We start from the raw sequence: 22,628 nt of genomic DNA on the forward strand, positions 1-22,628 counted from the left end.
GGGCTGGCATGGAGAAATCGGTGGCGGAACCGGACACGGGACGGCGGCACGGTGCGCTGGTCGGAGCGCACGACAGCGACAGCCGGCCGGGTACCGGCGTGATGGCAAACCCCGTCATGCTCAATCGAAGAAAGAGCGTGCGGGACCGGTGGCGGGACGGTGGCGCTTGACGCGCGCGGCGCCCGACTGCGCCCACACGCGGACATTGTGCTGGCGCTTGTACCACAGCGGCTGCGCGCCCTGCTTGACGCGCCAGCTCTTGCGGCCGTTGTGGAGCTTGTGCGCCGTATCCCACGAGGGCACGTGGCCGCTGTCGGCGGCCGGCCCCGGCGCCGCGGCGCCGGCATCGTTGCCGGACAGCGCGTCGCTGAAGGACTGCGCGTGCTCGTGCACCTCCTTGTGGACGGTGCGCTCCACGTCGCGCGCGGCATCCTCGAACTCCGTGCGCATCTTGCGCAGTTCGTCGAGCTCGACCTCGCGGCTGACTTCCGCCTTGACGTCATTGATATAGCGTTGCGCGCGGCCAACCAGCGCGCCGACCGTACGCGCCACCTTCGGCAGCCGCTCGGGACCGATCACCACCAGCGCCACGGCGCCGATCAGTGCAAGCTTGGAAATGCCGAGATCGATCATGCGAGCGTCGGGAAGAAGGGGCCGCCGCCAGCCGCCGCGGCACGCGGGGCCCCACGCGGGCAAGCCTGCCGCGGCGGGGCCGGCACGCAGGGCATGGCTGGCGGGAGAAGGAACATCGGGAAAGCCGGCAAGGATCGTGTCGCGCTTACTGCTGGCGCGACTTTTCCTTGGCTTCGACGTCGATCGTGGTGCTGTCGCGCAGCTCCTTGGCCGGCGCGGTCGCCGCGGCGTCCTCGCCGTTGGCGTCCTTCATGCCGTCCTTGAAGCCCTTTACTGCGCCGCCCAGGTCCTGGCCGATGTTGCGCAGCTTCTTGGTGCCAAAGACCAGCATGACGATCACCAGCACGATGAGCCAGTGCCAAATGCTAAACGAACCCATTTTCTGCTCCTGATGAAGCCGGGGGCGGCACCTTGCCACCCCGGCTCGTTGTTCCGTCACTGAATGCCATGCCGGGCGACGGTTGCCGGCACGGCGTCTGACCGTGGGCCAGCCGGCCCGCGGTCCTGCATGGGTTGGCTGCCGGCCTGGCCGGGGCCGGCCGGCCAGCGCCGGGCACCGCGTTCAGGGCAGCGCCACCTTCCACTGGTTGCGCGGGCCGCCGAGCACATGCAGATGGAGGTGGTAGACCTCCTGTCCGCCATCCGGGCCGGTATTGATCACCGTCCGGAAACCGTTCCCACAGCCTGCCGCACGCGCCAGCTCAGGCACCTTCAACATCATTTTAGCAAGCACGGCGCCGTCGCCGGGTCCGCAATCGGCCAGCGAATCGACATGCGCCTTGGGAATGAGCAGGAAGTGTACCGGGGCTTTCGGGTGAATATCATGGAAAGCCAGCATGTCGTCGTCTTCGTAGACCTTGTTCGACGCAAGCTCGCCCGCCACGATCCGGCAGAAGATGCAATTTTGCTGTGGATTCATGAAAATTTCATTGCGCGCCGCAAATTGAGCCGGACCGCCGCCGCGAGGCGCCCTTCCCGGCCGCCCTTCCCGGCCACCCCTCCCGGCCGGCACCGGAGCGGCTTTTCAGAACGCCTGGCCCGGATACATCGGCTTGCCGTCGTTCAGGTAGAGCCAGCCCTTGACGATACGATACAGCATCCACAAGGACAAGACGCTCCACAGGGCAAAGGCCAGCGGAATCAGGATCACGGTGGCGAACAGCACGCCGCCGAGGACCGCCCAACCCACCGACCACCAGAAGGAGCGGATCTGCCAGGCGAAATGCGAGGCGTAGAGCGTGCCTTGCGTGTCGTCGCGCTTGACGTAGCCGACGATGATGGCGATCAGCGCGGTAACGCCACCGGTCAGCCAGAAAATGGCGTACAGCGCATACAGGATATGCGTGAGCTTGCGCAGGCCGGCGAGCCGGTCGCCGTCGGCGGTGATCACCTCTCCCATCTCGTCATGCTCCTCCTGGTTGTGGCCCGCCGCGGATGCCGGATCACCGGCGCCTGCGGCAAACCGTCAGGCGCCGGGCCCGCGCCGCGCCTTTTCCTCGAGGCCGGACAGGCCCTCGCGGCGGGCCAGCTCGTTGACCACGTCGGCCGGCTCCAGTCCGAAGCGGGCCAGCAGCACCATGCTGTGGAACCAGAGATCGGCCACCTCGTAGACCACCTTGCCGACGGCTTCCGCGCCGAGCCCGGCGGCGCGCGCATCCTTGGCGGCCATCACGGTCTCGGTGGCTTCCTCGCCGATCTTCTTCAGGATGGCGTCGTCGCCCTTGTGGAACAGGCGCGCCACGTAGGATTTGTCGGGATCGCCGCCGTTCTCGGGCTTGCGCGATTCCAGCACCGCGGCCAGGCGGGCCAGCACGTCGGCGCTGCTTGTCCGGGTTTCGTCTTGCATGTCGCCCTGGCTCATGGCTTGGCCGCGTAGATGGTGGACGGGTCCTTGAGCACCGGCTCCACGGTCTGCCAGTCGCCGTTCTCGCCGTCGCCCTCGAATTTCTGGAAGAAGCAGGAGTGCCGCCCGGTGTGGCAGGCGATGCCGCCGTCCTGCGTGACCTTGAGCAGCACCACGTCCTCGTCGCAGTCCAGGCGCATCTCATGCACCTTCTGCACGTGGCCGGATTCCTCGCCCTTGTGCCACAGGCGCTTGCGCGAGCGCGACCAGAACACGGCCTCGCCGATCTCCGCGGTGCGCTGGAGCGCTTCGCGGTTCATGAACGCAAACATGAGTACGTCGTTCGAGCCGACTTCCTGGACGATCACCGGCACCAGGCCGTTGTCGTCCCACTTCACCTTGTTGAGCCACTTCTTTGCCATGTCGGTTCGCCGTGTTCCAGAGTTCAGATCCGCACCGGGATGCCCTCGCGGGCCATGAATGCCTTCGCCTCGCCCACGGTGTGCTCGCCGTAGTGGAAGATGCTGGCGGCCAGCACCGCGTCGGCGCGGCCGAGCTTGATGCCGTCGGCCAGGTCCTGCAGCCCGCCCACCCCGCCCGAGGCGATCACCGGCACCGATACCGCGTCGCTGACCGCGCGCGTGAGCTCGAGGTCGAAGCCGCTGCGGGTGCCGTCGCGGTCCATGCTGGTGAGAAGCAGTTCGCCGGCGCCGCGCGCGGTCATCTCGCGCGCCCATTCGACCGCGTCGAGCCCGGTCGCCTTGCGCCCGCCGTGGGTGAAGACTTCCCAGCGCGCCGGCTCGCCCGGCGCGGAGCTGCGCTTGGCGTCGATCGCCACCACGATGCACTGCGAACCGTAGCGCGCGGTGGCATCGGACACCAGCTGCGGGTTGGCGATGGCCGAGGAGTTGACGCTGATCTTGTCCGCGCCGGCATTGAGCAGGCGCCGCACGTCTTCCACGGCGCGCACGCCGCCGCCCACCGTGAGCGGGATGAAGACCTGCGAGGCGACCGCCTCGATGATGTGCAGGATCAGGTCGCGGCCGTCGCTGGTCGCGGTGATGTCCAGGAAAGTGATTTCATCGGCGCCCTGCTCATCGTAGCGGCGGGCGATCTCGACCGGGTCCCCCGCGTCGCGCAATTCGACGAAGTTGACACCCTTGACCACCCGCCCGTTGGTCACGTCGAGGCAGGGGATGATACGTTTGGCTAGCATGAGGTTCCTTGCCCGCCGCCGGCGCCTGGCTCTCGCGGGCGCTGGCGGCTGCAACTGTCGCGCGGCAACGCGCGGGGTCTTACTGCTCGGCGCCGAGCTTGTCGGCCAGCGTCTGGGCTTCGGCGAAGTTCAGGTCGCCGGAGTAGATGGCGCGGCCGCAGATGACGCCTTCGACGCCATCCTTCTGCACGCCGCACAGGCGTTCGATGTCGGCCAGGTTCGACAGCCCGCCGCTGGCAATCACGGGAATGGCCGCGGACTGCGCCAGCTTGACGGTGGCATCGATGTTGATGCCTTGCAGCATGCCGTCGCGGCCGATGTCGGTGTAGATGATGGCTTCGACGCCATAGTCTTCGTACTTGCGCGCGAGGTCGGCGACCTCGTGGCCGGTCAGCTTGCTCCAGCCGTCGGTGGCGACCTTGCCCTCGCGGGCGTCGAGGCCGACGATGATGTGGCCGCCGAACGCCGAGCACGCGTCCTTGAGGAAACCCGGGTTCTTGACCGCGGCCGTGCCGATGATCACGTAGGACAGGCCACCGTCGAGCCAGCGCTCGATGGTGTTGAGGTCGCGGATGCCGCCGCCGAGCTGCACGGGGATCTCGTCGCCGACCTCGGCGATGATGGCCTTGATGGCGGCCTCATTGCGGGGCTTGCCCACGAACGCCCCATTGAGGTCGACCAGGTGCAGGCGCCGCGCGCCCTGTTCCACCCAGTGACGTGCCATGGCGGCGGGATCTTCGGAAAAGACGGTGGCCTGGTCCATGTCGCCTTGTTTGAGGCGTACACATTGACCGTCCTTCAGGTCGATGGCCGGAATGAGCAACATAAGCGTGAAGAGCGTGTTTGATTGAAAGAGAAGAAAGATGAGCCTAGGCCAGCATGGCCGTCCGGCCCGGTCCCGGTAAAGCCGTTACCTCAGGGTCAGGGATGCCAGTGCACGAAGTTCCGGTAGATCTGCAAGCCCATGGCGGCGCTCTTCTCCGGGTGGAACTGCGTGGCAAAAATATTATCGCGCGCCACCGCGCTCGTAAATACGACGCCATAGTCGGTCTCGCCGGCAATATGCGCCGGATCCTGCGCATGCACGAAGTAGCTGTGCACGAAATAGAACCAGCTATTGTCGGGAATGCCTGCCCACAGCGGATGGCTGCGGACCTGCCTCACGCGGTTCCAGCCCATCTGCGGCACCTTGTAGCGCGAGCCGTCCGGCTGGGTCAGCCCGTCGAGCTCGAAGCGGATGACCTCGCCCGGCAGCAGGCCCAGGCACGGCGTGCTGCCGCCCGCGATCCTGCTTTCCTTGCTCAGGTCGAACAGCATCTGTTCGCCAACGCACACGCCGAGCAGCGGCTTGCTGGCGGCGGCCTCGATCACGGCCTCCTGCAGGCCCGACGCGCCGAGCGCCGCCATGCAGTCCGGCATCGCGCCCTGGCCCGGCAGCACCACGCGGTCCGCCGCGCGGATCGCCTCGGGGCGGTCCACCACCTGAACATCCGCCTCCGGCGCCGCGGCACGCAGTGCCTGCGCCACGGAGCGCAGGTTGCCCATGCCGTAATCCACAATTGCTATGGTAGTCATGATTTCAAAACAGGCAACAATGTCTTCAGCCCGTCCACAATGAATTCTACGGCCAGCGCCGACAGGATCAGCCCCATCAGCCGCGTGCCGATATTGATGCCGGTGCGCCCGATCACGCGGGCGATCGGGTCAGCGGCGCGGAACGTCATATATACCACTGCGCCAAGCACCACCCCGATCCCGACCAGGATCAGCAACTGGTACCAGTGCTGCGTCTTGCCGGCATAGACGATCACCGTGCTGATCGAGCCGGGCCCGGTCAGCAGCGGCAGCGCCAGCGGCACCACCGCGACGCTGGCCTTGGCTTCGGCCTCGTCCTCCTCCTCCGGCGTGGCCCGGGTGCGGCTGGTCTGGGCGTTCAGCATGTTCATGGCCATCATGATCATGATGAGGCCCCCGCCCACCTGCAGCGAGGCCACCGAGATATTGAAGAACTCGATGATCTGCTGGCCGAGCAAGGCCGAGATGCCGACCACGATCGCCACCGAGACCGACGCGATCCGGATGGTGCGCAGCTTTTCCTCCTCGGTCTGCTGGGTGGTCAGGCTGATGAAGAACGGGATCGCCCCGATCGGATTGATCAGCGCCAGCAGCGAGATGAACGACTTGAGCGTATCCATCGGGTCGGGCCTGGTCGGTTGGTCTGGCGCGGCGCCCGCGCGCGCCGTGGCACGGCTGCGCGCGGGTCCCGCGTCGGGTCTGCATCGGTACCGCGTTGATCGGAGGTTGCCGCAGGCGCCTGGCCGGCCGCGCGGATCGCCGCGCGCCGGCGCGACTCAGCCTACCAGGGTGCCCTTGGTCGAGGGAATCGTGTTGCCCGCGCGCGGGTCCATCTCCACCGCCATGCGCAGCGCGCGGCCGAAGGCCTTGAACACGGTCTCGCACTGGTGGTGGGCATTGATGCCGCGCAGGTTGTCGACATGCAGCGTGACCGCGGCATGGTTGACGAAGCCGCGGAAGAACTCGATGGTGAGGTCCACGTCGAAGCTGCCGACGCGCGCGCGCGTGAACGGCACGTGGAATTCCAGGCCGGGCCGGCCGGAGAAATCGATGACGACGCGCGACAGGCATTCGTCCAGCGGCACGTAGCTGTGGCCGTAGCGGGTGATGCCCTTCTTGTCGCCGATGGCCTTGGCAACGGCCTGGCCGAAGGCGATGCCGATGTCCTCCACCGTGTGGTGGTCGTCGATGTGCGTGTCGCCGGTGGCTTCGACCTCGAGGTCGAACATGCCGTGGCGGGCGATCTGGTCCAGCATGTGGTCGAGGAACGGCACGCCCGACGCCAGCTTCTGGCGGCCGGTGCCGTCGAGATTCAGGGAAACGCGGATCTGCGTCTCCGATGTATTGCGGGTGACCTCTGCAACACGCATGGTGTTAATCCTGCAACGCCGCGGCAAAGGCGGCGAGAAATTGCGCGTTCTCTTCGGGAGTGCTGACCGTAACGCGCAGACAATTGGCCAGCAACGGGTGCATTTTACTCACGTTCTTGATCAATACCTTGCGCGCGAGCACGCCGTCGAACACGCGCGCGGCGTCGGGCACGCGCGCCAGCAGAAAATTGGCGTCGCTGGGGAATACCGTCACCCCCGGCATGGCCGCCAGCGCCGCCGCCACGGCGGTGCGCTCGGCGCGCAGCAGCGCGGCCTGCTGGTCGAGCACGTCGACGTGTTCGAGCACGAACAGCGCGGTGGCCTCGGTCAGCACGTTGACGTTGTACGGCGGGCGCACCTTGTCGAGCTGCGACAGCCACTCGGGCGCGCCGGCGAGGTAGCCCAGGCGGATGCCGGCCAGCCCCAGCTTGGACACCGTGCGCATCACCAGCAGGTTGCCGAACTCGGCCAGGCGCGGCATCCAGGTGTCGTGCGCGAACGGCTGGTAGGCCTCGTCCACCACCACCAGGCTGTGGCTGACCTCGCCCTGCGCCGCGCGCACGATGGCTTCCATGTCGGCCGCGTCGAACGCGTTGCCGGTCGGATTGTTCGGGTAGGCCAGATAGACCACGGCGGGCTGGTGCTCGGCCATCGCCGCGAGCATGGCGGCGCGGTCGAGCGTGAAATCCGCCTTGAGCGGCACGCCGACGAACCCCACGCCGGCGAACTGCGCCGAGATGGCGTACATGACGAAGCCCGGCACCGGGGCCAGCACCTTGGCGCCGGGCCTGGCCACGGCCAGCGCCAGGATGCTGATGAGCTCGTCGGAGCCGTTGCCGAGCAGCACGTCCATGCCCGCCGGCACCTGCATCACCGTCTTCAGGCGCGCGCGCAGCGCTTCGCTGCTGGGCACCGGGTAGCGGTTGAGCGCCACCTCGGCCAGGCGCGCGGCGAGCTGGTCGCGCAGCGCGTCGGGCAGGCGGTAGGGGTTCTCCATCGCGTCCAGCTTCACCAGACCGTGCGACTCCGCCACATGATAGGCGCCCATGGCGCGCACGTCGTCACGGATGATGCGTTCGATCAGGGAAGGCTGGACTGCTGACATTGACGTTACCTCTTGGATGGTCTGGGTGGTGGTGAAACCGGTGGTTGCCTCAATTGCGCCGCAGGCGGTACTCCGCGCTGCGCGCGTGGGCCTGCAGGCCCTCGCCGTAGGCCAGCTCGGCGGCGATCTGGCCGAGCATCTGCGCGCCCTGCTCGCTCACCTCGATCAGGCTCGAGCGCTTCTGGAAGTCGTACACGCCCAGCGGCGACGAGAAGCGCGCGGTGCGCGAGGTGGGCAGCACGTGGTTGGGGCCGGCGCAGTAGTCGCCCAGCGACTCGCTGGTGTAGCGGCCCAGGAAGATCGCGCCGGCGTGGCGGATCTTCTCGGCCCAGTGGCGCGGGTTCTCGGCGGAAATCTCCAGGTGCTCGGGCGCGATCGCGTTGGCGATCTCGCAGGCCTCGTCCATGTCGCGCACGCGCACCAGCGCGCCGCGGCCGGACAGCGAGGCGCGGATCACGTCGCGGCGCGGCATGGCCTTGATCTGGCGATGTATGCTCTGCTCCACTTCCGCGAGGTAGTTGGAGTCCGGGCACAGCAGGATCGACTGCGCCAGCTCGTCATGCTCGGCCTGCGAGAACAGGTCCATCGCCACCCAGTCGGGGTCGGTGGTGCCGTCGCAGATGACGAGAATCTCGGACGGGCCGGCGATCATGTCGATGCCCACCGTGCCGAACACGCGGCGCTTGGCCGCGGCCACGTAGGCGTTGCCGGGGCCGACGATCTTGTCGACCTGCGGCAGCGTGGCGGTGCCGTAGGCCAGCGCCCCCACCGCCTGCGCGCCGCCGATGGTAAACACCCGGTCCACGCCGGCGATCTGCGCCGCGGCCAGCACCAGCTCGTTGCGCACGCCGCCCGGCGTGGGCACGACCATGATGACTTCCTTGACGCCGGCCACGCGCGCCGGAATCGCGTTCATCAGCACCGAGGACGGATAGGCGGCCTTGCCGCCCGGCACGTAGATGCCGACGCGGTCCAGCGGCGTCACCTTCTGGCCCAGCACGGTGCCGTCGGACTCGGTGTACTCCCAACTGTGGCTGCCGCACTCGATCTTCTGCTTCTCGTGGTAGGCGCGCACGCGCGCCGCGGCCGCTTCCAGCGCCGCGCGGCGCTTGGGCTCGAGCTCCTCGAGCGCGGCTTCGAGCTCGGCCTGCGACAGTTCCAGCGCGGCCATCGAGCCGGCCTTCACGCGGTCGAAGCGCTCGGTGTATTCCAGCACCGCGGCGTCGCCGCGGGCCTTCACGTCGGCCAGGATCTGCGCCGCGGCGCGGTCGATGGCCTCATCCTCGCCGGCCTCGAAGGCCAGCACGTGGCGCAGCGCGGCCGCGAAATCCGGTTCGGTCGAATCCAGCCGGCGGATTGCGAGATTTTCCATAGCGTATTCGTTCATGACTCCAGTCTCCGGGTCCATGCCCTTGTCCGTCTCCATCGCACCCTCTTCATCGCACGCGGCTTCAGGCCAGCGCGGCCGAAGCGCGTTCGAACGCCTCGAGAATCGGGGCCAGCCGCTCGCGCTTGAGCTTGAGGGCAGCCTGGTTGACCACCAGGCGCGACGAGATCTGCGCGATCTCCTCCACTTCGACCAGGTTGTTGGCGCGCAAGGTCCCGCCGGTGCTGACCAGGTCGACGATGGCGTCGGCCAGCCCCACCAGCGGCCCGAGTTCCATCGAGCCATACAGCTTGATCAGGTCCACGTGCACGCCCTTCTTGGCGAAGTGCTCGCGCGCGGTCTGCACATACTTGGTGGCCACCGCCAGGCGCGCGCCCTGGCGCACGGCGCTGGCGTAGTCGAAGCCGGCCGAGGTCGCCACCGACATGCGGCAGCGGGCGATGTTCAGGTCGATCGGCGCGTAGAGCCCGGCCATGCCGTGCTCCATCAGCACGTCCTTGCCCGCCACGCCGAAGTCGGCCGCGCCGTACTGCACGTAGGTCGGCACGTCCGAGGCGCGCACGATGATGACGCGCACGTCCGGGTCGGAGGTGGGCAGGATCAGCTTGCGCGAGGTTTCGGGATCCTCGGTCACGTGGATGCCGGCCGCCTCGAGCAGCGGCATGGTTTCGGTGAAGATCCGGCCTTTGGAGAGGGCCAGCGTCAACTGGTTCGGGGAGGGGCTCATCTGCGTCCTTGTTCTGTCTGCTGTCGTCTCGCTCAGGCGATGCGGCGAATCTTCGCGCCGACTGCCGACAGCTTGTCTTCCATGCGGTCGTAGCCGCGGTCGAGGTGATAGATGCGGTCGATCACGGTCTCGCCCTCGGCCACCAGGCCGGCGATCACCAGGCTGGCCGAGGCGCGCAGGTCGGTGGCCATCACCCTGGCGCCCGACAGCCGGGGCACGCCGGTCACGACCGCGGTGTTGCCTTCGACCGCGATGTCCGCGCCGAGCCGGTTGAGCTCCTGCACGTGCATGAAGCGGTTCTCGAAAATGGTCTCGGTGATGCGCGCCACGCCGCCAGCGATGCTGTCGAGCGCCATGAACTGCGCCTGCATGTCGGTGGGGAAGGCGGGGTATTCCGAGGTGCGGAAGCCGACCGGCTGCGGGCGGCGGGCCATGCTCAGGCGGATCCAGTCCTCGCCGGTCTCGATCGCCGCGCCGGTCTCGCGCAGCTTGTCGAGCACCGCGTCCAGGATGCCCGGCGGGATGCCGCGCAGCACCACGTCGCCCAGCGTGGCCGCGGCCGCGCACAGGAAGGTGCCGGCCTCGATGCGGTCGCCGATCACGGTGTGGCTGGCGCCGTGCAGGCGCGCCACGCCCTGCACCACCAGGCGGTCGGTGCCGATGCCGTCGATGCGCGCGCCCATCTTGACCAGCAGGTTGGCCAGGTCGGTCACTTCCGGCTCGCGCGCGGCGTTCTCCAGCACGGTCTCGCCCTCGGCCAGCGTGGCGGCCATCAGCAGGTTCTCGGTGCCGGTCACGGTGATCATGTCCGTCACCACGCGCGTGCCCTTCAGGCGCCTGGCGCGGGCGTGGATGAAGCCGTGCTCGATGGCGATCTCGGCGCCCATCGCCTGCAGGCCCTTGATGTGCTGGTCGACCGGGCGCGCGCCGATGGCGCAGCCGCCGGGCAGCGACACGCGCGCCTCGCCGAAGCGCGCCACCAGCGGGCCGAGCACCAGGATCGAGGCGCGCATGGTCTTCACCAGTTCGTAGGGCGCCTCGGGCAGGTTGACGCCGGTGCCGTCGAGCGTGACGCGCGCGCCGTCCTGCACGGCCTGCATGCCCATCTGGCGCAGCAGCTTGAGCGTGGTGCTGACGTCCTGCAGGTTGGGCACGTTGTCGAGCGATACGGTATCGGCCGCCAGCAGCCCCGCGCACAGGATCGGCAGCGCGGCATTCTTGGCGCCCGAGACGCGGATCTCGCCGCGCAGCGGGCCATTGCCCTGGATCTCGAGTTTGTCCATCTTCTGTCTTTTCCGGCCGGTGCGCATGGTGCGCGCCCGGCATCGTTCGTCACATTCCGCGGCCGGCGCATCGGCGTGCCCGTCCGCGGTGTCTGGTACCCGCGGGCCGCGCCGGGCGGCCCTGTTTGTCACGTCCGGCCTGTCGGGCGGCCAGCTTGATGTTCCGAGCGGCGTGGCTTGCTGTGGCTTACTTGGCCTGCGCCTGCCATTCGGCCGGCGTCAGCGTCTTCATCGACAGCGCGTGGATCTCGGCGCGCATGCGCTCGCCCAGCGCGGCGTAGACCTGCTGGTGGCGCTGGATCAGGCGCTTGCCGTCGAACTGGGCGCTCACGATGGTGGCGAAGAAGTGCTGGCCGTCGCCCTCCACTTCGAGGTGTTCGCAGGGCAGGCCCTGGGCGATGTAGTCCCTGACTTGTTGCGGTGTAGGCAGCATGATGAGTATTGGCGTTGGTTCGCGTGCGGGCCGGTGGCGGCGGATTGGCGTCGGGTTGGCGTCGGCGGGCGGCGTTCAGTGGCGCAGCTTGTAGCCGCTCTTGAGCATGCGCAGCGCGACGGCCGCGAGCACCACGAAGGCCGTGCCCACCACCGCCAGGCTGTAGGCCGGCGCCACGTCGGAGACGCCGAAGAAGCCGTAGCGGAAGCCGTCGATCATGTAGAAGAACGGGTTGGCGTGCGACACCGCCTGCCAGAACGGGGGCAGCGAGTGGATCGAGTAGAACACGCCGGACAGGAACGTGGCCGGCATGATCAGGAAATTCTGGAACGCGGCGAGCTGGTCGAACTTCTCCGCCCAGATGCCGGCGATCAGCCCCAGCGTGCCGAGGATGGCCGCGCCCAGCAGCGCGAACGCCAGGATCCAGCCGATGTAGGCGAAATGCAGGTGCGCGAACCACGCAGTCACCAGCAGCACGCCCAGGCCCACGGCCAGCCCGCGCACCACGGAGGCCACCACGTAGGCGCCGAACATCTCCCAGTGCGACAGCGGCGGCAGCATGATGAACACCAGGTTGCCGGTGATCTTGGACTGGATCAGCGACGACGAGCTGTTGGCGAACGCATTCTGCAGCACGCTCATCATCACCAGGCCGGGCACCAGGAAGGCGGTGTAGCTGATCTGGTCGTACACCTTCACGCGGTCTTCGAGCACGTGGCCGAAGATCAGCAGGTAGAGGATCGCCGTGAGCACGGGCGCGGCCACGGTCTGGAAGCTGACCTTCCAGAAACGCAGCACTTCCTTGTAGAGCAGCGTGCGGAAGCCCACCAGGCCGCCCACCGCCATCGGCGCCAGGTGCGCGTTGAGAGCGTCCGGGACATCCGTCGCGCGGTCGAATTCGGTCGGCATCTTCATGCTGCGGCCTCCACCGCCGTATCCGGCAGCGCGCCGGGCATATGGCCTTCGCGGCGCATGATCTGCACGAACACGTCCTCCAGGTCCGCCTTGTTGATTTCCATGTCCTCGATCTCGCAGCCGGCTTCGCGGCAGGCGGCCAGGATCGGCTCGACCGCCGGGTAGCCGGACAGGCGCAGGCGCACCGCGCGCTCGCCCGGGTTGGCGGGCATGCGCAGCGGCTCCAGCGCGGGCGGCAAGGTACCACGCGAAAATGTCAGCGCAAGCTGCAGGCCGGCGAACTGGCTCAGCAGGTTGCTGGTGCGGTCCAGCGCCACCACCTCGCCGAACTTGAGCATGGCGATGCGGTCGCACAGCGCCTCGGCCTCTTCCAGGTAGTGCGTGGTGAGGATGATGGTGTGGCCTTCGCGGTTCAGGCGCGAGATGAACTTCCACAGCGTCTGGCGCAGCTCCACGTCCACGCCGGCGGTCGGCTCGTCGAGCACGATCACGGGCGGGCGGTGCACCAGCGCCTGCGCCACCAGCACGCGGCGCTTCATGCCGCCGGAGAGCTGGCGCATGTTGCTGTCGGCCTTGTTGGTGAGATCGAGGTTGGCCATGATCTCGTCGATCCAGTCGTCGTTGCGGGTCAGGCCGAAGTAGCCCGACTGCAGGCGCAGCGTCTCGCGCACGGTGAAGAACGGATCGAAGACCAGCTCCTGCGGCACCACGCCCAGCATGCGGCGCGCCAGCCGGTAATCGGACACGACATCGTGGCCGAGCACGCGCACGCTGCCGGAATCGGCGCGGTTCAGGCCCGCGAGAATGGAGATCAGCGTGGTCTTGCCGGCACCGTTGGGGCCGAGCAGGCCGAAGAATTCGCCGCGCTCGACGGTGAAGCTGACGCCCTTGAGCGCCTGCAGGTTGCGGTAGCGCTTGCGAACATCGGTGAGTTCGATGGCTTTCATGGCCGGATACTGTTTGGCAGGCGCTGCGGGCTGCGGGCTCGCGCGCCGGCCTCCTTGAAATGGCGGGGACCGCCTTGGGTGCTTCGACCGGGTCTTGCGTCTGGTCCGTGCCTTTTTGTGCCGGAACGGTCGAACAACCCGGAATTATAGGGGATGCGGGAGCAGTCCCGCTGTGTGCGCGAGGCGTGGCGCGTGCCATCGCCCGGGCATCGCGGTAGCAGGCGCCAGCACGGCGGCCTGCCACGGATGCCGGTTCAATGTCGGTGGGAAGCCCGGTGAGAAGCGTCGGACGGCGCGCCGGCGTCCGCGGCGGGCGTCAGTTGCAGCAGGGAGTCGACGCCGTACAGCGTGGCCAGCTGGGCCAGTTGCGCCGGCACGCCGACGAAGGACAGGACCTGCCCGCGGCCGGCGGCATCGCGCTGCCAGGCCAGCAGCACGGCGACCGCGGCGGAATCCACCTGGGCCAGCGCGCTGCAGTCCACCCGGTCTTCGCCCTGAGCCAGGCGAGCCAGCCCGTCACGCAGCACGGCGGCGGCGTTGCGGTTGGTCAGCGAAGTGTCGAGCGAGAGCATCGAAGGGAGCCAGGACTTTGCGGATAAGGGACTTCAGGAACTGAACGGCGCACCCGCCAGTCGGGGCGGGTGCGCCCATTGTAGAACACTTCGGCCGCGCATGCTGCGCCGCAACCGGCGCGGCATGCCTCAGTTCTTGGCGTTGGCGAGCTGGCGATTGCGGTCCTGCAGCGTCTTGACCACGCCTTCCACGCCCTGCTGGCCGACGATGGTGTTGAAGCTGCCCTTGTACGCCTCGGTCAGCCAGGCGCCCAGCACGTTGATGTCATAGACCTTCCAGCCCTGCGGGGTCTTCTCGAGGCGGTAGTCCAGCTGGATCGGGTCGCCCTTGTTGATGACCTGGGTGCGGATGGTGGCGTCGGTGTCGTCCGGCGCGCCGCGGTACGGGCGGAACTGCACCTGCTGGTCGCGGATCTGCGCGATCGCGCCCGAATAGGTGCGGATCAGCAGGGTCTTGAATTCGTCGGTGATCTGCTTCTGCTGTTCCGGCGAGGCCTTGGACCAGTTGCGGCCCATCGCGATCTGGGTAGTGCGCTGGAAGTCCGCGTTGGGCAGGATCTTCTGCTCGACCAGCGCCGAGATCTTGCCGATATTGCCGGCCTGCATGTCCTTGTCGGCCCGCACGGTGGCCATCACGTCGCCGACCACGGCCTTGACCAGGCCATCGGGCGTGCTGGCATCCTGCGCCTGGGCATGGGCGGCGCCGGCAAAGGCAGCCACGGCAAGAAAAGGCAGCAACAGTCGCTTCATCATCATCTTCTTCCTTGTCAATCTGACGCAGGGTATGCCGCGGTGCGGCGTCCTCGCGTATCCCGGCCTCCGGCCGGTTGGTGGTCACGCCCGGTTGGAGTCGGGCGCACCCGGGGAGTTCGCGGCGCCGAGGCTTCCGGCGCCACATCCATACGTTTTGTTGCAACGCTCACAACCGCGTCACGCATGGCGCGGCGCGGCGGGCGCGCTCAGCGCGGAAAACGGATGCCGGGCGGCATCTGCACCGGCGGCGTGGGCAGCGCCTGGTTTTCCTGCTGGGCATCGGCCGGCGGCGCGGACGGCTCGCCGTCATCCTCGCTCTGCGGTGGATTGCCATCATAGATCTGGTACTGGCGGCGCTGCAGGTAGGCATCGCGCAGGAAGCTGTATTTGTCCAGCGCGGCTTCCTCGATCAGGTTGGACGCGCTCAGCAGCGAGGCACGCGTGCTGACGACGCGCACCCCGGTCAGCGTATTGCGGACCCAGATCGGGTCCACGTACGCCAGCGGGTCCATCTGGCGGTCCACCAGCATGCCGGCGGTATCGCGCACCGTGCTCGGCCCGAACAGCGGCAGCACCAGGTACGGGCCAGCCGGCACGCCCCACACGCCGAGGGTCTGGCCGAAGTCTTCCTTGTACTTGGGCAGCCCGGCCGGGGTGGCGATGTCGATCAGGCCGCCGATGCCCAGCACGCTGTTGATCGCCACGCGCATGGTGTCTTCCGCCGCGCGCGTGGGCTTGCCCTGCAGCAGGTTGTTGATGGCCGAGTAGACATCGCTGACGTTGGAGAACGCGTTGTCGATCGCGGTGCGGATCGGCGAGGGCACGTAGTCGGTATAGAGCTGCGCGACCGGCTTGAGCACGACCTTGTCGACGCCGTCGTTGACGCGCTGGACCTGCCGGTTGAACGGCTCGATCGGGTCCTGCGGATTCGCCGTGGGCCCCGTCGCGCAACCCGCCATCAACAAGGCGGCCGCGGCCGCGGCCAGCCACTTCTGCCCCCCGCGCCATGACGCGGCGACCCGTTTGCGCATCATTTCACTCCCCCTGCGGGGGCGCTGGCCGCGCTCCCGCCCGCGTTGTTGCCGCCGGCACCCGCGTCCGCGGCTTTGTTATAGAGGAACTGCCCGATCAGGTTTTCCAGCACCACGGCCGACTGCGTCATGGTGATGCGCCCGCCGTCGGCCAGCATGGCGGTGTCGCCGCCCGCCTCGAGGCCGATGTACTGCTCGCCGAGCAGGCCCGAGGTGAGGATCTTGGCCGAGGTGTCCTTGGGAAACTGGTAGCGCGTCTCCAGGTTCAGCGACACGGTGGCCTGGTAGGTCTTGTCGTCGAAGCGGATGTCCGCCACGCGGCCCACCACCACCCCGGCGCTCTTGACCGGCGCGCGCGGCTTGAGGCCGCCGATGTTGTCGAAGCGCGCCTGCACGGCATAGGTCTGCTGGAACGACAGCGAGCTCATGTTGCCGGCCTTCAGGGCCAGGAACAGCAGCGCGACGAAGCCCGCCACCACGAACAGGCCAACCCAGAAATCGAGGGTATTTCTTTTCATCTCTCGTCTCTTTTTCAAATACTGCACCGCGGCAACGGGCCGGATGGGGACAACGGCCCTGCCGGCTCAGCTGAACATCAGCGCCGTCAGCAGGAAATCCAGCGCCAGCACCGCCAGCGAGGCGATCACCACGGTCCGCGTGGTGGCGCGCGATACGCCTTCGGGCGTGGGCTTGGCCTCATAACCCTGGTACAGGGCGATGAACGTCACCGCGACGCCGAAGATAAAGCTCTTGATGACACCGTTGAGCACGTCGGCGCGCACGTCCACGCCGCCCTGCATCTGCGACCAGAACGCGCCCGCGTCCACGCCGATCATCTGCACGCCGACCACGTAGCCGCCGAGGATGCCGACCGCGCTGAAGATCGCGGCCAGCACCGGCATGGCCACCACGCCCGCCCAGAAGCGCGGCGCGATCACGCGCTGCAGCGGGTTCACCGCCATCATCTCCATTGCGGTGAGTTGTTCGCCGGCCTTCATCAAGCCGATTTCGGCGGTCAGCGAGGTGCCGGCGCGCCCGGCGAACAGCAGCGCGGTCACGACCGGCCCCAGCTCGCGCACCAGCGACAGCGCCACCAGCAGGCCGAGCGCCTGCTCCGAGCCGTAGCGGTTGAGCGTGTAATAGCCCTGCAAACCGAGCACGAAGCCGACGAACAGCCCCGATACGGCGATGATCACCAGCGACAGGTTGCCGACGAAGAAGATCTGGTCGCTCACCAGCCGGAAGCGCCGCAGCAGCGCCGGCGACATCGCCAGCACCGTGAAGAACATGCGCGTGGCGTGGCCCAGGCCGTTCACGGAGCGCCGCACCGCGGCACCGATATTGGTGAAGAATCCCATCATCGGGCGGCCTCGCCGGTGAAGTCGTCGGCCAGCGACGGCCCAGGATAGTGGAACGGCACCGGGCCGTCGGCCTCGGCATGGACGAACTGGTGCACAAAGGGGTCGGCCGAGGCGCGCAGCGCCTCGGGCTCGCCCTCGGCGACGATGCGGCCGTCGGCGATGAAATAGACGTAGTCGGCGATCTGGAAGGTCTCGTTGACGTCGTGCGAGACGATGATGGTGGTGGCGCCGAGCGCCTCGTTGAGGCTGCGGATCAGGCGCGCGGTCAGGCCCAGCGAGATCGGGTCCAGCCCGGCGAACGGCTCGTCGTACATCAGCAGCGCCGGGTCCAGCGCGATCGCGCGGGCCAGCGCCACCCGGCGCGCCATGCCGCCGGAGATCTCCGAGGGCATCAGGTCGCGCGCGCCGCGCAGGCCGACCGCGTTGAGCTTCATCAGCACCAGGTCGCGGATCATCGACTCGGGCAGGTCGGTATGTTCACGCAAGGGGAAGGCAACGTTGTCGAACACCGAGAGATCGGTGAACAGCGCGCCGAACTGGAACAGCATGCCCATCTGGCGCCGCACGGCGTACAGGCCGTCGCGGTCCAGCGCGGGGATGTTGGCGCCGTTGAACAGGATTTCGCCCTGCTGCGGCCGGACCTGGCCGCCGATCAGGCGCATCACGGTAGTCTTGCCGCAGCCCGAGCCGCCCATGACGGCGACCACCTTGCCGCGCGGGAAACGCATGCTGAGGCCCGACAGGATAGGCTTGCCGCCCGCCGTGTAGGCGAAGTCGACAGCGTTGAGCTCGACGAGGTTTGAGGCGGATTCCGTCACGTTTGCACCGTTTTGGCAGTCCGCCATTATAAGGGCTAGTACCTAGCCATGCCCGGAGCAGTGTGGCGCAATCCACATCCATCGGCTGCAAATAATTGTTTCATCACTTTTTGCGGCTGACGTGCCGTTCGAAACACATATTTCAGATCCGGCTATGGCTCCGTCGGCCCGCCCGCCTGCCGCAGGATCACCTGCCACTGGATCGACTCGGAGCGGATCGCGGTGGCGAACGCTTCCGGCGAGTCGCGCAGCGGCGTCAGCCCCGCCGCCAGCAGGCGGTCGCGCACCTCGCGCTCGCCCATGACGGCATCGAGCTCGCCGGCCAGCCGCGCGACGATCGCGTGCGGCGTCTTGGCCGGCGCGATCACGCCGAACCAGGCGCCCGCGCCGTAGCCGTCCAGCCCCGACTCCTGCAGCGTGGGCACCGCCGGCGCAAGCGGCGAGCGCGCCGTGCCGGTTACGCCCAGCAGCCGCAGGTTGCCGTTGCGGACGTGGCCCTGCACCGCGGCATAAGAGCAGAAACAGGCACTGATGCGGCCCGCGAGCATCTCCTGCACCACCGCGCCCTCCCCCTTGGCCGTCACCAGCGGCACGCCGTTGGGCACGCCGTGCACCGCGTATTCCGCATACAGGTGCGAAGGGCTGCCGGCCTGCCCGGAGCCGTAGCTGTACGAAGCCGGGCTGGCCTTGACCGCGGTCAGCCACTGCTGCGGCGTGCGCATCGGCAGGCGCGCGTCGATCACCAGGAACAGCGGCATGGTGGCGACCCGCGCCACCGGCGTGAAGTCGCGCACCACGTCGTAGGGCACCGGCTCCAGGCCGGGCTGGATCAGCATGGTGGCCTGGTGGAACAGCAGCGTATGGCCGTCCGAGCTGGCCTTGGCCACCACGTCGCCGGCCGTGGTGCCGCCCGCGCCGGGCCGGTTGTCCACGTCCACCGACACGCCCAGGCGCGCCGCCAGCCGCTCGGCCAGCATGCGCGCCACCGCGTCCGGCACGCCGCCGGCCGGGAACGGCACGATCAGGCGCACCGGGCGCGCGGGAAACGAGATCGGACGGGCGTAGCTGGCCGGAGTGGCGGCCGAGGTCGTGGCCGAGGCCGAGGCAGACGATGGCGCCGCGGGCCGGGCCAGGCAGGCCCCGCCGGCGGCGGACAGCACGCCGCCGAGGCAAAGCGCCAGGGCGCGCGCCGCAAGACGGCGCGGGGCAGGCAACAAGCCGGGCCGACGACCGGCGCGCGGCGGTGGCAACCAACGGGACGGCTCTGCCGCGGGGTGAAGCAACTTCGCCTTACCTCGCCAAAGCCGCGAAAACATGCGCACTTCGGACATCAACTCCTCCGAGCCACGGGCGTTGCCGGTGACATATGGGTCGGCTGAAAAGGGGATGAGCGAGGCAGTCTTTGTTCTGATTGTGCGGTTCATTCTACGAACAATGGCCAGAGCCGCACAGACCACGTTAACCATAGCCGGGACAACCCTGTGCGGGCCGCCGGGCCGATGCGCGGCACCCCGCAAACCCGCGCCGGGCCGCCGTCTATAATCGCCGGCCATGAGCCAATCCATGCGCGAATCCATCCTCCGTCCGATGACGCCCGCCGACCTGCCCGCCGTGCTCGGCATCCAGGCGCAGTGCTACCGCGGCACGCTGCACGAATCCGGCGCGGCGCTGGCCAGCCGGCTGGCGCTCTCGCCCGCCACCTGCTGGGTCGCCGCGCCGGCGGGCCGGCCCGAGGCGCTGGCCGCCTACCTGTTCACCCACATGTGGCCGCAGGACAGCCTGCCGCCGTTCGACGGCCTGCTGGCCAGGCACTGGGACGGCGGCGAACTCACCTGGTTCGTGCACGACATGGCGGTGGCGCCCGCCGGGCAGGGGCAAGGCCTGGCCTTGCGGCTCTGGCAGGCAGCGCGGGCGGCGGCGCTCGACGCAGGGATGCGCTCGTCGCGGCTGGTCGCGGTGCAGTCGGCGGCCGGCTGGTGGGGCCGGCTGGGCTATCAGCAGATTGCGCCGGCGGGAGCGGCGTTGTCCGCCAAACTGGCGGCCTATGGGGACGATGCGGTGTTGATGGAGAGAGAAGTTTAGTTGCGGATCTGCCTGACTTCGATGAGGAAATTTTTTTATTTTAAATCAATTACTTAATATCGAATTCAAGGGTTGAACGTCAACGGCTGAACGTCAAAGTCAACATCAAAGTCAAAGTCAAAGGCTTTCGCTCCCCCGGAGCGACCTACTTTCTTTTCCCCGAAAAGAAAGTAGGCAAAGAAAGCGGGCTGCCTGGCCGGCAGGGGCAGAAACGTTGGGATTTCTCTTGTTGGTGGTTTCGTGGTGGGGCCTGTGGTTCTGCTGGCATCCTGCCGTTACCGGTTCGGCTGGCCACGATCTGGCTGGCGGTATGGGTTGCGGGGTCAGACCTATGATGGCCGGCACACTGCTGGTTCGGGCATCTGCCGTTACCGGTTTTGGCGGTCACGGCGTAGCACCGGCACTGGTTTCATGGTGGGCGCGGTGGACCCAGCGCGGGTGTGCTGGGTTGCTTTGAATCGGATTGCCTCTCAAGTCAAAACCGTTTGGCACTGAGATCGAATGGGGGCCACCACGCCCACCACGAAACCAGCACCGCCCCTACGACGATCCCCTCCGCCCCGGTCGCGGCAGCAGCCCGAAGGGCCTGGGCCACCGCCATCATGCAGCGCCACCACGAATCGAACACCACCCGAGAGACAGTGGCCGCCAAAACCGGTACCGGCAGAACCCCAGCAGAACCACCACCCCCACCACGAAACCACCAACAACCAGCATCCCTGTTCGGCTCTGCCCCTGCCGGCCAGGCAGCCCGCTTTCTTTGCCTACTTTCTTTTCGGGGAAAAGAAAGTAGGTCGCTCCGGGGGAGCGAAAGCCTTTGACTTTGATGTTGACGTTCAGCCGTTGACGTTAAGAAGTTGACTTTGACGTTCAGCAGCCAACGTTAAGACACCGACTTCAAAATCAACCAGTTGACACCAAACTCAAAACCCCCAGCAAAAAAACAAAAAACCCGCCCCAGGCTCACAGCCCCAAGGCGGGTCCACCAGCCAACCCACAGCCGGCAAGGCACAAAAAAAAACTTACCTCGGCAATTCAGAATGCCCCATCAGGAACGCATCCACCGACCGTGCCGCCTGGCGCCCCTCACGAATCGCCCACACCACCAGTGACTGCCCGCGACGCACGTCGCCGGCGGCAAACACCTTGGGCACATTGGTCTGATACGCCCGCTCGCCTTCGGTGGCGGCACGCGCGTTCTTGCGCGCATCGGTATCCACGCCGAACGCCGAGAGCAGCGAGCCGACCGGGTTGGTGAAGCCCATCGCCAGCAGCACGAGGTCGGCCTTGAGGATGAACTCGCTGTCCGGCACTTCCTGCATCTTGCCGTCCTTCCACTCCACGCGGCAGGCCTTGAGCGCGGTGATCTTGCCGCTGTCCTTGCCTTCCCCGCCGATGAATTCCTTGGTCGCCACCGACCAGTCGCGCTCGCAGCCTTCGTCGTGCGACGACGAGGTGCGCAGCTTGATCGGCCAGTACGGCCACACCAGCGGCTTGTTTTCTTCTTCCGGCGGCTGCGGCAGCAGCTCGAACTGGACGATCGACTCGGCGCCGTGGCGGTTGGAGGTGCCAACGCAGTCGGAACCCGTGTCGCCGCCGCCGATCACGATCACGTGCTTGCCTTCGGCGCGGATCTCGTTGGGGCCGTCGCCGGCGACTTCCTTGTTCTGCGGGATCAGGAATTCCAGCGCGTAGTGCACGCCGGCCAGCTCGCGGCCGGGCACGGGCAGGTCGCGCGGCACTTCCGAGCCGCCGGCCAGCACGACGGCGTCGAACTGGTCCTGCAGCGCCTGCGCCGAGATGGTTTCGCGCGCGTAGTTCTTGATGCCGGCCGGCAGTTCGCCATCGGTCACCATCACGCCGGGGCGGAAGGTCACGCCTTCGGACTGCATCTGCTCGATGCGGCGGTCGATCAGCGTCTTCTCCATCTTGAAGTCGGGGATGCCGTAGCGCAGCAGGCCGCCGATGCGGTCGTTCTTCTCGAACACGGTCACGTCGTGGCCGGCGCGCGCCAGTTGCTGCGCGGCGGCCATGCCGGCGGGGCCGGAGCCGACCACGGCCACGGTCTTGCCGGTCTTGTGCTTCGCCGGCTGCGGCGCGACCCAGCCTTCTTCCCAGGCCTTGTCGATGATGGCGTGCTCGATCGACTTGATGCCGACCGGCAGCTCGTTGATGCCGAGCGTGCAGGCGGCCTCGCACGGCGCCGGGCAGATGCGGCCGGTGAACTCGGGGAAGTTGTTGGTCTGGTGCAGCACCTGGATCGCCGACTTCCAGTCCTGGCGGTACACCAGGTCGTTGAAGTCGGGGATGATGTTGTTGACCGGGCAGCCGTTGTTGCAGAACGGGATGCCGCAGTCCATACAGCGCGCGCCCTGGATCTTCGCTTCGCTGTCGGACAGCGCGAAGACGAATTCCTTGTAGTGCTTCACGCGCTTGGTTACGGGCTCGTAACCTTCGTTCTGGCGCGGAAATTCGAGAAAGCCAGTCGCCTTACCCATGTTGCGTCCTTGGTCTTGCTGGGCGGCACCGGCGCATGCGCCGGCCCCGCTGTGAGGTCAGTATCTTGTGAGCCGGCGG

General features: G+C 67.7%; 27 protein-coding genes. 1 reads left to right on the forward strand and 26 read right to left on the reverse strand.

Features of this window, described 5'->3' with window-relative positions:
* Positions 1-120: 120 nt before the first annotated feature.
* The 25 genes from tatB to ACWTPI_RS18060 form a co-directional block, all read right to left on the reverse strand.
* Positions 121-633, reverse strand: coding sequence for a Sec-independent protein translocase protein TatB (gene tatB / locus ACWTPI_RS17940; protein WP_059415972.1), 513 nt, complete (start codon positions 631-633; stop codon positions 121-123).
* Positions 634-778: 145 nt separating this feature from the next.
* Positions 779-1,012 carry a Sec-independent protein translocase subunit TatA gene (tatA, locus tag ACWTPI_RS17945; RefSeq protein WP_020202036.1) on the reverse strand — a complete coding sequence of 78 codons (234 nt, stop codon included), beginning with the start codon at positions 1,010-1,012 and terminating at the stop codon, positions 779-781.
* A gap of 183 nt (positions 1,013-1,195) precedes the next feature.
* Complete coding sequence (locus tag ACWTPI_RS17950; RefSeq protein ID WP_020202037.1) at positions 1,196-1,552, reverse strand: histidine triad nucleotide-binding protein; 357 nt, start codon at positions 1,550-1,552, stop codon at positions 1,196-1,198.
* Between the two features lie 105 nt (positions 1,553-1,657).
* Positions 1,658-2,032 (reverse strand): DUF4870 family protein, encoded by a 375-nt coding sequence (locus ACWTPI_RS17955; RefSeq protein ID WP_059415973.1) that lies wholly within the window; start codon positions 2,030-2,032, stop codon positions 1,658-1,660.
* A 66-nt stretch (positions 2,033-2,098) separates the two neighbouring features.
* Positions 2,099-2,479 (reverse strand): phosphoribosyl-ATP diphosphatase, encoded by a 381-nt coding sequence (locus tag ACWTPI_RS17960; protein ID WP_020202039.1) that lies wholly within the window; start codon positions 2,477-2,479, stop codon positions 2,099-2,101.
* A gap of 11 nt (positions 2,480-2,490) precedes the next feature.
* On the reverse strand, positions 2,491-2,898 hold the full coding sequence (hisI, locus tag ACWTPI_RS17965) for a phosphoribosyl-AMP cyclohydrolase (protein ID WP_454732284.1): 408 nt from the start codon (positions 2,896-2,898) through the stop codon (positions 2,491-2,493).
* A gap of 23 nt (positions 2,899-2,921) precedes the next feature.
* Positions 2,922-3,692, reverse strand: a complete 771-nt coding sequence (gene hisF / locus ACWTPI_RS17970; protein ID WP_020202041.1) for an imidazole glycerol phosphate synthase subunit HisF — start codon at positions 3,690-3,692, stop codon at positions 2,922-2,924.
* A gap of 79 nt (positions 3,693-3,771) precedes the next feature.
* A complete protein-coding gene (gene hisA / locus ACWTPI_RS17975) occupies positions 3,772-4,518 on the reverse strand; it encodes a 1-(5-phosphoribosyl)-5-[(5-phosphoribosylamino)methylideneamino]imidazole-4-carboxamide isomerase (protein ID WP_029043391.1) in 747 nt (248 codons plus the stop codon).
* 95 nt (positions 4,519-4,613) lie between these two features.
* Positions 4,614-5,267: an imidazole glycerol phosphate synthase subunit HisH gene (hisH, locus tag ACWTPI_RS17980; protein ID WP_043365917.1), complete on the reverse strand. Its 654-nt coding sequence runs from the start codon at positions 5,265-5,267 to the stop codon at positions 4,614-4,616.
* Positions 5,264-5,887, reverse strand: a complete 624-nt coding sequence (locus tag ACWTPI_RS17985; RefSeq protein ID WP_020202044.1) for a MarC family protein — start codon at positions 5,885-5,887, stop codon at positions 5,264-5,266. Before ACWTPI_RS17985 ends, hisH begins: the two co-directional genes overlap by 4 nt.
* 156 nt (positions 5,888-6,043) lie before the next feature.
* On the reverse strand, positions 6,044-6,637 hold the full coding sequence (hisB, locus tag ACWTPI_RS17990; protein WP_020202045.1) for an imidazoleglycerol-phosphate dehydratase HisB: 594 nt from the start codon (positions 6,635-6,637) through the stop codon (positions 6,044-6,046).
* Between the two features lie 4 nt (positions 6,638-6,641).
* A complete protein-coding gene (gene hisC / locus ACWTPI_RS17995) occupies positions 6,642-7,742 on the reverse strand; it encodes a histidinol-phosphate transaminase (protein ID WP_020202046.1) in 1,101 nt (366 codons plus the stop codon).
* A gap of 49 nt (positions 7,743-7,791) precedes the next feature.
* Positions 7,792-9,129 (reverse strand): histidinol dehydrogenase, encoded by a 1,338-nt coding sequence (hisD, locus tag ACWTPI_RS18000; protein ID WP_020202047.1) that lies wholly within the window; start codon positions 9,127-9,129, stop codon positions 7,792-7,794.
* Positions 9,130-9,193: 64 nt separating this feature from the next.
* Entirely contained in the window at positions 9,194-9,856 is a 663-nt protein-coding gene (gene hisG, locus ACWTPI_RS18005; RefSeq protein ID WP_029043393.1) for an ATP phosphoribosyltransferase, read from the reverse strand.
* Between the two features lie 32 nt (positions 9,857-9,888).
* A complete protein-coding gene (gene murA, locus ACWTPI_RS18010) occupies positions 9,889-11,139 on the reverse strand; it encodes a UDP-N-acetylglucosamine 1-carboxyvinyltransferase (protein WP_020202049.1) in 1,251 nt (416 codons plus the stop codon).
* A gap of 187 nt (positions 11,140-11,326) precedes the next feature.
* A complete protein-coding gene (locus ACWTPI_RS18015) occupies positions 11,327-11,572 on the reverse strand; it encodes a BolA family protein (RefSeq protein WP_020202050.1) in 246 nt (81 codons plus the stop codon).
* A 75-nt stretch (positions 11,573-11,647) separates the two neighbouring features.
* Positions 11,648-12,418 (reverse strand): ABC transporter permease, encoded by a 771-nt coding sequence (locus ACWTPI_RS18020; protein ID WP_043365920.1) that lies wholly within the window; start codon positions 12,416-12,418, stop codon positions 11,648-11,650.
* A gap of 65 nt (positions 12,419-12,483) precedes the next feature.
* The gene (locus ACWTPI_RS18025; protein WP_020202052.1) at positions 12,484-13,434 is read right to left on the reverse strand and encodes an ABC transporter ATP-binding protein; all 951 of its coding nucleotides are present in this window, start codon (positions 13,432-13,434) and stop codon (positions 12,484-12,486) included.
* A 254-nt stretch (positions 13,435-13,688) separates the two neighbouring features.
* Positions 13,689-14,006 carry an STAS domain-containing protein gene (locus tag ACWTPI_RS18030; protein WP_454732285.1) on the reverse strand — a complete coding sequence of 106 codons (318 nt, stop codon included), beginning with the start codon at positions 14,004-14,006 and terminating at the stop codon, positions 13,689-13,691.
* A gap of 129 nt (positions 14,007-14,135) precedes the next feature.
* Positions 14,136-14,759 carry an MlaC/ttg2D family ABC transporter substrate-binding protein gene (locus tag ACWTPI_RS18035; RefSeq protein WP_029043394.1) on the reverse strand — a complete coding sequence of 208 codons (624 nt, stop codon included), beginning with the start codon at positions 14,757-14,759 and terminating at the stop codon, positions 14,136-14,138.
* Positions 14,760-14,965: 206 nt separating this feature from the next.
* Positions 14,966-15,790: an MlaA family lipoprotein gene (locus tag ACWTPI_RS18040; protein ID WP_020423719.1), complete on the reverse strand. Its 825-nt coding sequence runs from the start codon at positions 15,788-15,790 to the stop codon at positions 14,966-14,968.
* On the reverse strand, positions 15,790-16,308 hold the full coding sequence (gene mlaD / locus ACWTPI_RS18045; RefSeq protein ID WP_020202056.1) for an outer membrane lipid asymmetry maintenance protein MlaD: 519 nt from the start codon (positions 16,306-16,308) through the stop codon (positions 15,790-15,792). The genes ACWTPI_RS18040 and mlaD overlap by 1 nt, the downstream gene beginning before the upstream one ends.
* Positions 16,309-16,374: 66 nt before the next feature.
* Positions 16,375-17,151 carry a lipid asymmetry maintenance ABC transporter permease subunit MlaE gene (mlaE, locus tag ACWTPI_RS18050; RefSeq protein WP_020202057.1) on the reverse strand — a complete coding sequence of 259 codons (777 nt, stop codon included), beginning with the start codon at positions 17,149-17,151 and terminating at the stop codon, positions 16,375-16,377.
* Positions 17,148-17,969, reverse strand: a complete 822-nt coding sequence (locus ACWTPI_RS18055) for an ABC transporter ATP-binding protein (protein WP_059415979.1) — start codon at positions 17,967-17,969, stop codon at positions 17,148-17,150. Before ACWTPI_RS18055 ends, mlaE begins: the two co-directional genes overlap by 4 nt.
* Before the next feature lie 152 nt (positions 17,970-18,121).
* Positions 18,122-19,300 (reverse strand): Bug family tripartite tricarboxylate transporter substrate binding protein, encoded by a 1,179-nt coding sequence (locus ACWTPI_RS18060; protein WP_454732286.1) that lies wholly within the window; start codon positions 19,298-19,300, stop codon positions 18,122-18,124.
* Positions 19,301-19,532: 232 nt separating this feature from the next.
* On the opposite strand from ACWTPI_RS18060, the gene ACWTPI_RS18065 reads away from it, so the two are divergent.
* Complete coding sequence (locus ACWTPI_RS18065; protein WP_454732287.1) at positions 19,533-20,051, forward strand: GNAT family N-acetyltransferase; 519 nt, start codon at positions 19,533-19,535, stop codon at positions 20,049-20,051.
* Between the two features lie 1,022 nt (positions 20,052-21,073).
* Here the strand turns inward: ACWTPI_RS18065 and ACWTPI_RS18070 are convergent.
* On the reverse strand, positions 21,074-22,549 hold the full coding sequence (locus ACWTPI_RS18070) for a glutamate synthase subunit beta (protein WP_454732288.1): 1,476 nt from the start codon (positions 22,547-22,549) through the stop codon (positions 21,074-21,076).
* Between the last annotated feature and the right edge of the window lie 79 nt (positions 22,550-22,628).

The sequence above is a fragment of the Cupriavidus ulmosensis genome (assembly GCF_977008105.1).